13 protein-coding genes are annotated in these 12420 nt (G+C 69.9%); 5 read left to right on the top strand and 8 right to left on the bottom strand.

The window, feature by feature from the left end; all coding sequences use genetic code 11:
- On the bottom strand, window positions 1-509 hold a 509-nt coding region (locus RWP81_RS08175; protein WP_314454642.1), incomplete at its 3' end, for a hypothetical protein.
- An 87-nt stretch (window positions 510-596) separates the two neighbouring features.
- On the opposite strand from RWP81_RS08175, the gene RWP81_RS08170 reads away from it, so the two are divergent.
- Window positions 597-1613, top strand: coding sequence for a DUF1731 domain-containing protein (locus RWP81_RS08170; RefSeq protein WP_314454639.1), 1017 nt, complete (start codon window positions 597-599; stop codon window positions 1611-1613).
- A gap of 97 nt (window positions 1614-1710) precedes the next feature.
- Here RWP81_RS08170 and RWP81_RS08165 read toward each other — a convergent pair whose 3' ends face one another.
- Window positions 1711-1869 (bottom strand): hypothetical protein, encoded by a 159-nt coding sequence (locus tag RWP81_RS08165; RefSeq protein WP_183420490.1) that lies wholly within the window; start codon window positions 1867-1869, stop codon window positions 1711-1713.
- A 139-nt stretch (window positions 1870-2008) separates the two neighbouring features.
- On the opposite strand from RWP81_RS08165, the gene RWP81_RS08160 reads away from it, so the two are divergent.
- Window positions 2009-2269, top strand: a complete 261-nt coding sequence (locus RWP81_RS08160) for a hypothetical protein (protein WP_243224075.1) — start codon at window positions 2009-2011, stop codon at window positions 2267-2269.
- 5 nt (window positions 2270-2274) lie between these two features.
- On the opposite strand, the gene RWP81_RS08155 is transcribed toward RWP81_RS08160, so the two are convergent.
- On the bottom strand, window positions 2275-3204 hold the full coding sequence (locus tag RWP81_RS08155) for a helix-turn-helix domain-containing protein (protein WP_243224076.1): 930 nt from the start codon (window positions 3202-3204) through the stop codon (window positions 2275-2277).
- Window positions 3205-3290: 86 nt separating this feature from the next.
- Here RWP81_RS08155 and RWP81_RS08150 point away from each other — a divergent pair, with 86 nt between their 5' ends.
- Window positions 3291-3752, top strand: coding sequence for a GNAT family N-acetyltransferase (locus RWP81_RS08150; RefSeq protein ID WP_314454633.1), 462 nt, complete (start codon window positions 3291-3293; stop codon window positions 3750-3752).
- Between the two features lie 147 nt (window positions 3753-3899).
- On the opposite strand, the gene RWP81_RS08145 is transcribed toward RWP81_RS08150, so the two are convergent.
- Both RWP81_RS08145 and RWP81_RS08140 read right to left on the bottom strand, forming a co-directional pair.
- The gene (locus RWP81_RS08145) at window positions 3900-4793 is read right to left on the bottom strand and encodes an SDR family oxidoreductase (protein WP_055956233.1); all 894 of its coding nucleotides are present in this window, start codon (window positions 4791-4793) and stop codon (window positions 3900-3902) included.
- A 53-nt stretch (window positions 4794-4846) separates the two neighbouring features.
- Window positions 4847-6655: a glycoside hydrolase family 15 protein gene (locus RWP81_RS08140; protein WP_314454629.1), complete on the bottom strand. Its 1809-nt coding sequence runs from the start codon at window positions 6653-6655 to the stop codon at window positions 4847-4849.
- Between the two features lie 213 nt (window positions 6656-6868).
- On the opposite strand from RWP81_RS08140, the gene RWP81_RS08135 reads away from it, so the two are divergent.
- Window positions 6869-7429, top strand: coding sequence for a DNA starvation/stationary phase protection protein (locus RWP81_RS08135; RefSeq protein WP_314454626.1), 561 nt, complete (start codon window positions 6869-6871; stop codon window positions 7427-7429).
- A 147-nt stretch (window positions 7430-7576) separates the two neighbouring features.
- Here the strand turns inward: RWP81_RS08135 and RWP81_RS08130 are convergent, their stop codons facing one another.
- The 3 genes from RWP81_RS08130 to RWP81_RS08120 form a co-directional block, all read right to left on the bottom strand.
- Window positions 7577-7876 carry a hypothetical protein gene (locus tag RWP81_RS08130; RefSeq protein ID WP_314454624.1) on the bottom strand — a complete coding sequence of 100 codons (300 nt, stop codon included), beginning with the start codon at window positions 7874-7876 and terminating at the stop codon, window positions 7577-7579.
- A 116-nt stretch (window positions 7877-7992) separates the two neighbouring features.
- Window positions 7993-10524 carry a DUF3516 domain-containing protein gene (locus RWP81_RS08125; protein WP_314454621.1) on the bottom strand — a complete coding sequence of 844 codons (2532 nt, stop codon included), beginning with the start codon at window positions 10522-10524 and terminating at the stop codon, window positions 7993-7995.
- 160 nt (window positions 10525-10684) lie between these two features.
- On the bottom strand, window positions 10685-11449 hold the full coding sequence (locus RWP81_RS08120; protein WP_314454618.1) for a hypothetical protein: 765 nt from the start codon (window positions 11447-11449) through the stop codon (window positions 10685-10687).
- Between the two features lie 90 nt (window positions 11450-11539).
- Between RWP81_RS08120 and RWP81_RS08115 the strand changes: the two genes are divergently transcribed.
- The coding region (locus RWP81_RS08115) for an LLM class flavin-dependent oxidoreductase (protein WP_314454616.1) at window positions 11540-12420 on the top strand (881 nt) is incomplete at its 3' end.

The following is a 12420-nucleotide window of genomic DNA, read 5'->3' as shown; positions in this document are numbered from 1 at the left end:
CGCACGCACCGCACCGGAACCGGAACGAACGCGCGGACGCGGACGCGCGCCCGCACCCACGCGACGCACGCGCCCGCCAGCGTCCGCAGCCCCGCCAGTGCGCGTTCGCCGCGGTGCAGGGCCACCGTCGTCACGACGGCGGCGACGAGGTGCCCGACCGCCATGTCGGCATCCATGGCGAACGCCGGGGCCGACGAACCGCCCGTCACAACGGGAATGGCGCCGCCGTGCGCGTGGACACCGGCACCGAGGTTGAAGCTGCCGAGCACGAACAGCGCGTGGAACAACGCTTGGCTGACCGCGACAGACAACCCCAGCCGCCACGCCGACAACCGCCGACCGGCGAGCGCCACGCAGACGACGAACGAGAGCGCGAGCGGCACCACGATGCCGACAGGTCCCGGGACCGCTCCCCCCGCCGACACGTGCGAGACGAGGGCGACGAAGGTGGCGAGGGACGCGGCGACCGCTCCGCGTGCGACGCGCGCGCCCCGGTCGTGTCGTCGCATGGCATCCATTGTGTCAGCCGGGTCGGCGGCATCCGGAGCGCGCGCCGCGGAGGCCTAGGCTTAACGCACCGACCCCAGGAGGACGCCGTGACCCGACCGCCCACCGCACCCCGCGTCGTCATCGCCGGGGCGAGCGGCTTCGTCGGACGGTCGCTGACACGGGCGTTCGAGGACGACGGGTACGACGTCTTCACCGTCGGCCGGACGGGGTCCGCCGTGTGGGGAGACGCCGCCGCGATCTCGCGCCTCGTCGACGGCGCCGACGTGCTGGTGAATCTCGCGGGCAAGATCGTGTCGTGCCGGTACACCGACGCGAATCGCGACGAGATCCTGCGCTCCCGCGTCGACACGACCCGTGAATTGCACGCGGCCGTCGCCGCGGCCGCGCATCCGCCGCGCGTGTGGATGAACGCCTCGACCGCCACCGTCTACCGGCACGAGACCGAGCGCGGCAACGACGAGATCGACGGGGTGGTCGGTGAGGGCTTCTCGGTCGACGTGGCGACGAGCTGGGAGCGCGCCTTCTTCGCCGGCGACCTGCCCGCGACCCGGCGGGTGGCGCTCCGCATGGCGATCGTGCTCGGAGACGGGCCCGCGACCCGCATGCTCTTCGCGCTCGGGCGCCTGGGGCTCGGCGGACCGCAGATCGACAGCTGGTGGTTCCCGCACCGCCGTTACCGCGGCATCGGCGCCCACCCCACCGGTGCGGTGTGGTCGAGCTGGCACCGCACGTCGGGACGACAGCGTTTCAGCTGGATCCACATCGAAGACGTCGTGGCATCCGTCCGCTTCCTCCGCGACCGCGACGACGTCTCGGGACCGGTCAATCTCGCAGCCCCCGGCGTCAGCGACAACCGCACCCTGATGCGCGAGATCCGGCGCGTGGCCCGGATGCCACTGGGCCTCCCGGCCTTCCGCTGGATGCTGGACCCCGCCATGGCGCCTCTGCGCAGCGAACCGGAGCTCGTCTTGAAGAGCCGGTGGGCGGTGCCGCGCGTGCTCACCGAGGCGGGCTTCTCTTTCAGCTACCCGGAGCTCGGCCCCGCGCTCGACGCGGTCGCCGCCTCGCGCAGGCCGCGGGCACGCGACTTGTTCTCGGTCTGAACCGATCCCCCCGACCCGAGGGACCCGACCCCGCGTTGGCGCGGTGAGCCCGGTGGGGATAGCAGGAGCGACGGATGCCGCGCCCGCGGCGACCGCTTCAGACCTTCCGGCGGACGAAGCGAAGGACCGCCATGACGGCCCCGACGATCAGGATGATGAGGCCGATCCACAGCAGGAATTTCACGGCCTCGACGAAGATGCCGAGGAAGAGCAGAACGAGACCGACGATGACGAGGATGATGGCGAGAGCAGGCATGACCTCAGACTGCGCCGCCGCGGACCCCTCGCCCATGGCCTTGACACCCCGGCACGCGCGCGACAGGGCACCTGTCAAGACCGCTGCGGCGGCGTCCGGGCGGGTCTAGCGTCGACCCACCACGATCCAGGAGGCGGCAATGGCTGAGCGCGATGTCAACGGACACGGCACGGGACCCGAAGAGGGCGAGTACACCGATCTGCAGCTGCCGGATGGGACGGCGGATCGCGGCAGCGTCGACCAGCCGGGCGAGTACGTCGACCGTCAGAACGTCGACGGCACCCAGGAGCGACCCCGGTCCGACGAGGCGGGCGCCTACACCGACGTGCAGCTGCCGGGCGGCGACGAGTCGCGCGAAGACGTCGACGATCCCGGCGAGTACACCGACCGCGATCGGTGAGCCGCTCAGCGGTCCAGCGTCGTCTCGGGCGCCGTGCCGTATGCGGCGCGGTACGCCGCGACGAACGCGGCCCGATCGAGGAAGCCCCACCGAGTGGCGACCTCGTCGACCGTGACGCAGGTGGGATCCGCATCGATGAGGTCGGCGTGCGCCGCGCTCACGCGGGCGGCCGCGAGATACTCCTCGGGGTTGTCGGCCAGTTGGCCGTTGGCGGCGAAAGCGCGCCGCAGGCCCAGGGTCGATGTGCCCACGGCCCGAGCGGCGTCGTCGACCGTGATGGCCAGCGACGCGTGATCGTCGATCCACGCCATCGCCGAGGTGTAGATCGACGCCTGCTCGAGCGCGGAGGCACGGCGTTCCCGGGGGTCCCCGGCGAGGGGGAATGCCTCCAGGGTCGCCGAGATCAGCGACCGTCGCACGTGCGCACGGGCGAGGGGCTCCGCCATCACCGGCAGCTGCGTCTGCGCCCAGCGGACGGTGGCGAGCCAGTAGTCCCGCATCCGGCGCGACACCGGCTCGGCCCCCGAGAAACGCACGTTGAGGGAGTCGTCGCCGTAGATCGCTCGCGCCGATTCGGTGAGCCAGGCCACATCGAAGGCGACGACGTGCAACAGGGTGTCGCGCGGGTGCCCCACGAACTCCTGCCCGGGTTGTACGAGGCCCGGATCGACGCTGTAATCGCCCGACTCCGAGCCCACCGTCCAGGCGTACCCCGGCGTCGAAGTCGCGAAGTAGAAGCGGTCCGCCTCGTAGATCACCTCGGCCCGGCACGCCCAGGTCAACCGACGTATCGAGAACGCACTGTCGCCCACCGCGTGCTCGGCGATCGATGCCTGCTCCGCCTGCACGTCGATACGCCCGTACTGCTGCTGCAGCCAGGCCTGCGTCTCGGCAATGTTTGCCGCGCGGACGCTCGTATCGAAGAAGTCATTCATGGGACGATTGGTTCACCAGCGAGAAATCAGTGCTCTGACGCCAATAGTAGTTAACTCGACGACCCATCCCTTCCGGAGAGACTCACGTGTCGAACTCGCCGTCCATCCGCCCCGTCACCCCTGACGACGCCGGGGAGGTGCTCACCGTCCAGCGCGCCGCCTTCGTGAGCGAAGCCCTGATCTACGGCGACCCCGACATGCCGCCGCTCACCCAGACCCTGGAGGAGCTGCGGGCCGAACTCGTCGAGAACCTCGGCTGCGTCGCCGTGGCGGAGCACCGCATCGTCGGGGCGGTGCGAGCACGCCTCGATGGCGGGCTCCTCCTCATCGGGCGGCTGGCCATCGCGCCCGACCAGCAAGGCGAGGGACTGGGGACGCTGCTCCTCGACGCGGTCGAGCAGCGCGGCCGCGAGGCCGGCGCGACCGAGGCCGAGCTGTTCACCGGTGGTCTGAGCGAGGCGAACCAGCGTCTGTACGAGCGCGAGGGCTACCACCGCACCGAGGAGACGGCCGACGGCGAGATCTTCTACCGCAAGCGCCTATTCTGACCGCCCGGCGGCTTCGACAGGCTCAGCCACCTCCGCCCCGGCTCCATCGGCCGCCCCAGGTCCCTGAGCCCGTCGAAGGGACCGGAACCCCGGATGCCGAAAGGGCCGCCGCCCGAACCCGGACGACGGCCCTTCCCCTGGCACTGCTTACGGCGTGGGCATTCCGCCGTTGACGTTGAGCGTCTCGCCGATGACGTAGCTCGACTCCGCCGACGCGAGGTACACGAACGCCGGCGCGAGTTCGGCGGGCTGGCCCATGCGCCCGAGCGGGGTCTCCTCGCCGAACTCGTCGACCTTCTCGTCGGGCTGACCGTCGGTGACCTGCAGGGGCGTCCAGATCGGTCCCGGCGCCACCGCGTTCACGCGGATGCCCTTCGGCGCGAGCTGCTGGCCCAGCGCCTTGGTGAAGGTGTTGATGGTCGACTTCGTCGAGGCGTAGTCGACGAGGATCGGCGCCGGCGAGTACGCCTGGATCGACGTGGTGTTGATGATGGTCGAGCCGGGTGCGAGATGCGGCACGGCCTCTTTGCAGATCCAGAACATCGCGTAGACGTTGGTCTTGAACGTGTCGTCGAACTGTTCGTCGCTCAGCGTGGTGATGTCTTCGTTGAAGATCTGCTTGCCGCCGTTGTTGACGACGATGTCGAGGCCGCCGAGGCCCTCGACCGCTTCCTTCACGAGCGTCCGGGCGTACTCGCGCTCGCGCAGGTCGCCGGGGATCTGCACGACGGTCGCGCCGGCCTCGCGGAGGATGCCGGCGATGCGGTCGGCATCCACCTTCTCCTCGGGCAGGTACGACATCGCGACCGAGGCACCCTCTCGGGCGAAGGCGATCGCGGTGGCGGCACCGATGCCCGAGTCGGCGCCGGTGATGAGGGCCTTGCGACCCTTCAGGCGCTCGCTGCCGACGTAGGTGTCCTCACCGAGGGCGGCCTTGGGCGTGAGCTCGGCGTCGAGACCGGGCTCTTTCTGGTCCTGCGACTGCGGGTCGATGTCGGCGTAGAGCTTGGTCGGGTCGGTGAACGTGTACTGCGTGCTCATGGCGAGTCCTTTCATGGGGAGATGGATGCCGTGACGTGCGCCACGGCGGGGAGTCAGTGACCGGCGAGCTCGTCGTCGTCGACGAGGTCGCGGATGACGAGAGCGGCGTTGATGAGTGCGAGGTGGCTCAGCGCCTGCGGCAGGTTGCCCCAGAATGCGCCGTCGGCCTCGGCGATCATCTCCGAGTAGATGCCGACGTCGTTGCCCTGGGCGACGAGCGCGTCCATCGCCTCGATCGCTTCGCCGTGGCGCCCGACGCAGGCCAGGGCCGTGGCCCGCCAGAAGGCGCACGCGACGAACGACTGCTCCTCCTGGTCCATACCGGTGTAGCGGTACACGAGATGGGTGTCCGTCGTCAGACGCTCGGTGATGGCGTCGATCGTCTTCGACATCCGCTCGCCGCGGTCGAAGCCGGTGGGGGCGTGCAGCAGCACTGACGCGTCAAGGTCGTCGCTTCCGGGCGCGAGCGTGTAGGCCTCGAGCGTCTTCGACCAGCAGTGCTCCTCGACCCAGCTGTGGATGCGGTCACGCTCGGCGCGCCATCGGTCGCCGTTGTCGGGGATGTGCCCGCCATCGGCCAGCCACTGGGCGTCGTCGAGCGCCTTCCAGCAGCCCATCTTCGAGGAGGTGTAATGGCGGAGCTCGGGCAACTCCCACATCCCGGAGTCCTCGCGACGCCACAGGTCGCAGGTGCGGTCGGCCACGTCGGCGAGCAGCCGCCCGGTCTGCGTGTCGAGGCGGTTTCCGGCTTGGACGTACGTGCGGCACAGCGCGATCAGGTCGCCGTAGACGCCGAGCTGCAGCTGTCCCTGGGCGGGGTTGCCGGTGACGACGGGCTGGTTGCCGTTCCATCCCGGAACCTCGTGCTTTTCGAGGCCGATCTCGGCGTCCCCGTCGAGGGTGTACATCACCTGCACCTCGGGGCCGTTCTTGCGGATCGTGCGCAGCAGCCACGAGATGGCCGCGTGCGTCTCCTCGCGCAGGCCGAAGCCCACCCACGCGTGGGCCGTGTAGGCGAGATCGCGCACCCAGGCGTAGCGGTAGTCCCAGTTCTTCCCGCCGCGGGGGTTCTCCGGCAGCGATGACGTCGCCGCGGCGGCGATCGCGCCGGTCGGGCTGAACAGCAGCAGCTTCAGCGCGAGGGCGCTGCGCTGCACGTCTTCAGCCCAGGGGCCCTCGTACGAGAACTCGTCCGACCACATCGTCCACCCGTCGACCGTACGGTCGATGCCGCGATCGACGTTCTTCGCGTCCGGCACACGAAGGGGCTCCCCCTCGGTCGCAGCGATGACGAGCAGATGGCGCGACCCCTCGGAGGTGGTGAAGCCGCCGTCGATGCTCTCGTTGCGCGAATCGGGTTCTCCGTGGATGCCGTGCTCGTGGCCCACGACGGCGAGCGAGACGTGGCCGATGCGCATGATCGAGAAGCCGTCGATGCGTTCGGTCCAGGGAGAGGCCGACCGCAGCATCGTTCCCGGCTGCACGCACCACGCGAACTCGATCTCGCCCTTCACCCCGTCGACGCGTCGGGCGAGTTCGGCCCACGGTAAACGGCCCGCGATGCCGGTGACCATGGCATCCGTCAGGGTGGCGACACCCGTCGCAGTGGTGAAGGTCGTCTCGAGCACGTTCGTGCGCGGGATGTATCGACGGGTGACCTCGTACTCCTCCACCGGGGCGAGCTGGATGCAGCCACCGGCGGATTCGTCCACGATCCGCGCGAACACGGGTCGGGAGTGGATGTTGGGAAGCGGCAGCCAGTCGACCGACCCGTCGAGCCCGATGAGCGCGACCGTTCGGCCGTCGCCGATGGCCGCGTAGTCACGCAGCGGTCGAGACGAAGCAGGAGGGGTGGTTGTCACGTCCTCACGCTAGGAACGGCCCGGCGGCCCCGAGGCGGGGTTGTCGAATGCATTCGGAGCGGCTACAGAGACCCCCTGCGTCGGAGACCCCGGGGGCGGCGGTACCCCACCCCGGGGCGGCGGTACCCCGCCGCGCACGGCCTCGCAACCCCCGCCACGCGGCTCGGAATGCCGCCTAACGTCGCTACCGACCCCGAGTCGAAAGGAACGCGCATGTCCACCACCACCAAGGACGCCCCCACCAAGAACCGTCGTCGCCCCGCACGCGGCGGCAGCGGTCCGGAGACCACCGACGAGCAGAACGCCGAGAAGGGCTTCCAGGCGTCCGAGCAGTTGACCGACGCCCTCCAGGCCGTCCTGGTCGATCTGATCGAGCTGTCGGTCCAGGGCAAGCAGGCCCACTGGAACGTCGTCGGCAAGAACTTCCGCGACACCCACCTGCAGCTCGACGAGATCATCGACGCCGCGCGCGAGTTCGGTGACGAGGTCGCCGAGCGCATGCGCGCCCTGCACGCTCTGCCCGACGGCCGCAGCGACACCGTCGCCGAGACCACCACGCTCCCCGAGTTCCCGCAGGGCGAGGTCGACACCGCCGAGGTCATCGACCTCATCACGGAACGTCTCGACGCGACCGTGGGCACCGTCCGCGACGTTCACGACGACGTCGATGAAGAGGACCCCACCAGCGCCGACATCCTGCACGGCGTACTCGAGCGCCTCGAGCAGCTCTCGTGGATGGTCAGCGCCGAGAACCGCGTCGCGCGCAAATCCTGAGCACGACCGCAGACACCGGATGCCGGGGCCTCAGGGCCTCGGCATCCGCCGTTTCCGCGACGGATTCGGCGCGGACGCCCCACTGAGCCCCGTCGATGCGCATCGGCGAGCCGGGTGGCCTCCGCGTGCATCGACGGATCCGCCGCCTCACCCTCGCGCGATCAGGAACGGTAGATGAGGGCCTTCGATCCGGGCCAACGCGATCTTGACGTCCATGAGCGTCGCAGCGACCTCCGCGATTCGGCTGTCGATCTCCTCGAACCGTCGGTCGACCTGCTCGAACCGTCGGTCGACCTGCTCGAACCGTCGCTCGACCTGCACGAACCGCTCGTCCGTGCGCTGCTCCATGCGAGCCAGCATCCCCCTCATCCCGCCCAGGATCGCGACGGCGAAGGTGAGGAAGAACGCGGCGAGGGCGACGAACGCCTGCACGGTATCGAGATTCACGGGCGGTCCTTCCTGTTCACGGGATGCGTCGAATGTACGGCACCCGCACGACGGCGAGTCGTGTGCACATGCGATTCGCCGCGAACTTCACCCCGAACCCCGTGGGGGAGGAACCGTCAGAGCCGCAGCACCTCGGTGACGCGTACGATCGCGGTTCCCTCCTCCTCGGAGGCGGCGAGGTCGACCTCCGCGCGGATGCGCCAGTCGTGGTCGCCGGCGGGGTCGTCGATGATCTGCTCGACCCGCCAGAGGCCGTCGGCGGCCGACGACTCGTCGATGACGACGAGGGCCGAGGAGCGCGACGCTCCCCCGGTGCCGATGCTGTCGTGCTCGTCGAAGTACGTATCGAGCACCCCGGGCCAGTCGACGTCGGGGTCCAGCTCGACGAGCTCGTCATCTCGCTGCAGCGCCGCGAGCTGCACGCGGCGGAACATCTCGTTGCGCACCAGCACCACGAAGGCCCGCCGATTGGTGAGGATGGACGGCGGCGCGGGCGGCACCACGGGAGCAGTGGGGTCGTCGGCCGGGTTGATCAGCTGCTCCCACTCGTCGACGAGGCTCGAGTCCACCTGGCGCACGAGCTCGCCGAGCCAGGCGATGAGGTCGAGCAGATCGGGGGTCTGCGCGTCGACCGGCACCGTCTGACGGATGGCACGGTACGCGTCGCTGAGGTAGCGCAGCACGAGGCCCTCGCTGCGGGCGAGCTGGTACAGCGAGACGTACTCGCCGAACGAGCAGGCCCGCTCGAACATGTCACGCACGACCGACTTGGGCGACAGCTCGAAGTCGCGGATCCAGGGCTGGCTCGACGCGAACACCTCGTACGCCTGCGCGAGAAGGTCGTCGAGGGGCTTGGGCCACGTGATCTCCTCGAGCAGCTCCATGCGCTCGTCGTACTCGATGCCCTCGCGCTTCATCGCCGCCACCGCCTCGCCGCGGGCGCGGAACTGCTGCTGCGACAGGATCGGGCGCGGATCGTCGAGCGTGGCCTCGATCACGCTGACCACGTCGAGCGCGTAATGGCCCGTGCCGACCGACGACGCCGGGGGCACGGCATCCGGTCCCCGTCCGAGCTCGACCTCGGGGTCGAGCATCTCGATCGCGGCGAGCGCGAACGGCGACAGGGGCTGATTGAGGGCGAAGTTCGGCTGGAGGTCGACGGTGAGCCGGATGCCGTCGGGCCCCGCCTCGACGACGCCGGCCTGCACGAGCGTGCGGAAGATCGCGAGGGCCCGGCGCGCGAGCTCATACTGGCGGGCGCGCGACTCGTGGTTGTCGAAGACGAGGGAGCGGACGTTCGCGAACACATCGCCGCCGCGCGCGATGACGTTGATGAGCATCGCCGCCGACAACTTCATCTGCGGTTGGAGCGGCTCGGGCTCGGCGACCACGAGACGGTCGTAGCTCTGCTCGGTCCAGTTGACGAAGCCCTGCGGCGCCTTCTTGCGCACGATCTTCTTCTGCTTCTTCAGGTCGTCGCCGGCCTTGAGGATTTGGGCGGCGTTCTCGATCTCGTGGTCGGGCGCCATCACGACCACGGTGCCCGCGGTGTCGTAGCCGGCCCGGCCCGCGCGACCCGCGATCTGGTGGAACTCGCGCGCAGAGAGCTGGCGCATGCGCGTGCCGTCGTACTTGGTCAGCGCGGTCATGAGCACCGTGCGGATCGGCACGTTGATGCCGACGCCGAGCGTGTCGGTGCCGCAGATGACGCGGAGCAGGCCGCGCTGGGCGAGCGTCTCGACCAGGCGCCGATAGCGCGGCAGCATGCCGGCGTGGTGCACGCCGATACCGGCGCGCACGTAGCGCGAGAGTGTCTTGCCGAAGCCGGTGGTGAAGCGGAACCCGCCGATCGCCTCCGCGATCTCGTCGCGTTGCTCGCGGCCGATGATGCGGATGGACGACAGCGCCTGCGCCCGCTCCATGGCCGCGGCCTGCGAGAAGTGCACGACGTAGATCGGCGCCTGCTTGGTGTCGAGCAGCTCCTGCACGGTCTCGTGCACGGGGGTGCGCGCGTACTCGAAGTGCAGGGGCACCGGACGCTCGACACCGGTCACCCGGGCGGTCGGCCGGCCGGTGCGGCGCGAGAGGTCGTCGGCGATGTCGGTGACATCACCGAGGGTCGCCGACATCAGGATGAACTGCGCGCGCGTCAACAGCAGCAGCGGCACCTGCCACGCCCACCCGCGATCGGCCTCGCCGTAGTAGTGGAACTCGTCCATCACGACCTGGTCGACGTTCGCGTCCGCACCCTGGCGAAGGGCGAGGTTGGCCAGGATCTCAGCGGTGCAGCAGACGATCGGCGCGTCGGCGTTGACGGAGGAATCGCCCGTGACCATGCCGACGTTCTCCGCGCCGAAGATCTCGACGAGCGCGAAGAACTTCTCGCTCACGAGCGCCTTGATCGGCGCCGTGTAATAGCTCCGGCCGCCCCGGGAGAGGGATGCCGCGTGGGCGGCGACAGCGACGAGCGACTTGCCCGTGCCGGTCGGGGTCGACAGCACGACGTTCGCCCCCGACACGATCTCGATGATGGCCTCGTCCTGCGCGGGATAAAGGGTCAGACCGCGCGAGGTCGCCCACTCGACGAAACCGAGGTACACGGCATCCGGATCGCTGCCGGTGGGCACGTGCTCGAGGAGGGGGGTCACTCCCCCACCCTCTCATCCGTCAGGCGGCGGGGATGGCCTGTCGTCTCGCGGCATGGTCCATCTGCATGAGCTCCGGGACAAGAGTGAACGGTCTGCGGTGTACGCACCACACCGTCACCACCTGTCATGCAGATGGACCATCTCCAGACGGGCGGGATCGTCAGCTCCGGCCGGCGAAGACGCCCACGTTCTCGCCGTCGAAGACGAACTGCACGCTCGTGCCGATCGGGAATTGCTCGACGAACGCCTCCGGCATCCCCTCCGCCACCACGAACTCGACCGTGGCGGGGAAGATCCCCGCCCCGCACCCGCCGTAGACGAAGTTGCCCGCGACGCCACGCGCTCCCCGTGACGACACCTCGGCGGTGTCGAGCAGGTACAGGCACGGGCTGCGGTTCTCGGTCGCATCCACCTGTGCGAACCCGACGAAGGCGGTCACGCCGTAGAAATCCTTGAAAGCGCGCTCCGCACCCGTACGCTCGCCGAAGATCGCGGGCGTCTCGGTGTCGGGATCGTCCTCCAGCGTCCCGACCTGCGGTGCGCCCACCGAGCTCGCCACGGGCACGAATGTCACGGTCAACGCCGTCCCGGCGCTCGCCAGCGCCGTCACGGCCGCGAGAGAGATCGCCCAGGCCCAGAACTGACGCCGCGATCGCACGAGGGGGCGACGCTCGCGGGGCTCTTCGTCGTCCTCGACCTCGGAGTCTCCGGGGCCTCCCGCAGCGTCGTCTGCACCGGATGCCGTCGGTTCGGGCGGGTCGTGGGGCGACGGTGTCTGCGGCGGGGGCGAAAACCGCTCGCGCCGCTCGAGTTCTTCGAGGGCCGCAAGCCGCTCCGACGCCGCCGGGTCGCCGGCGATGTCGGCATCGGGACCGTAGGCCCGGGCGCGCAGGCGACGCAGCTCGTGGCGTACGTCGTCGTCCATGCTCTGAATGGTTCCACACCCCGAGAGGGCCGGGGCCATCTGGCGGTCCATGCGCGGGAATAGACCGGGACGACCCGCGTTGCATCCCGTATGCGCTCCTTCGGCACACTCTCCTTCGGCCATTACGGCCCCCTCGGCGGCGGGCACCACCTGACCGCCGGTGACTCGATGCTGCAGGCGATCGACCTCGCCCAGGGCATGGACGACCTCGGCGTCAACGGCATCTCGTTCCGCGTGCACCACTTCGCCCGTCAGCAGGCGGCTCCCATGCCCCTGCTCGCCGCGATCGCCGCCCGCACCTCCCGCATCGAGGTCGGCACGGGCGTCATCGACATGCGTTACGAGAACCCGCTCATGCTCGCCGAGGAGGCGGCATCCGTCGACCTCATCAGCGGCAACCGCCTCGCGCTCGGCGTGAGCCGTGGTTCACCCGAGACCGTCGTGCGCGGCTACGAGGCGTTCGGCTACACGGGCTCGGCCGACCCGCGCGGCGGCGACGTCGCCCGCGAGCACTTCGATCTCTTCCTCCGCGCGATCGACGGCGAGGGCCTGGCCGAGCGCGACCCGCACAGCCCCTTCGGCGGCGGAACCGGCCTGCAGCGCATCGAGCCACACTCCCCAGGGCTGCGCAAGCGCATCTGGTGGGGCGCCGGCACGACGGCCACCGCCGAGTGGGCCGGTCGCCTGGGGGTCAACCTCATGTCGTCGACGTTGCTCACCGAGGCCGACGGCACGCCGTTCGACCTCCTGCAGGCGCAGCAGCTCGACGCCTTCCGTGCCGCCTGGCGCGAGGCCGGCCACGACGGCGAGCCCCGCACGTCGGTGAGCCGCAGCATCTTCCCCATCGTCACGGCCGAAGACGAGATGTACTTCGGCGGATCGGCGGGCAACGACCAGATCGGCGTCATCGACGGCATGCGCTCGACCTTCGGCAAGACCTACGCGGCCACCCCCGACAAGCTCGTCGAGCA

The sequence above is a fragment of the uncultured Microbacterium sp. genome, assembly GCF_963521695.1.
In the GTDB taxonomy this organism is placed as follows: Bacteria; Actinomycetota; Actinomycetes; order Actinomycetales; family Microbacteriaceae; genus Microbacterium.
The sequence above is the reverse complement of the archived record's forward strand: the minus strand, read 5'-3'. Positions and strand labels throughout refer to the sequence as shown.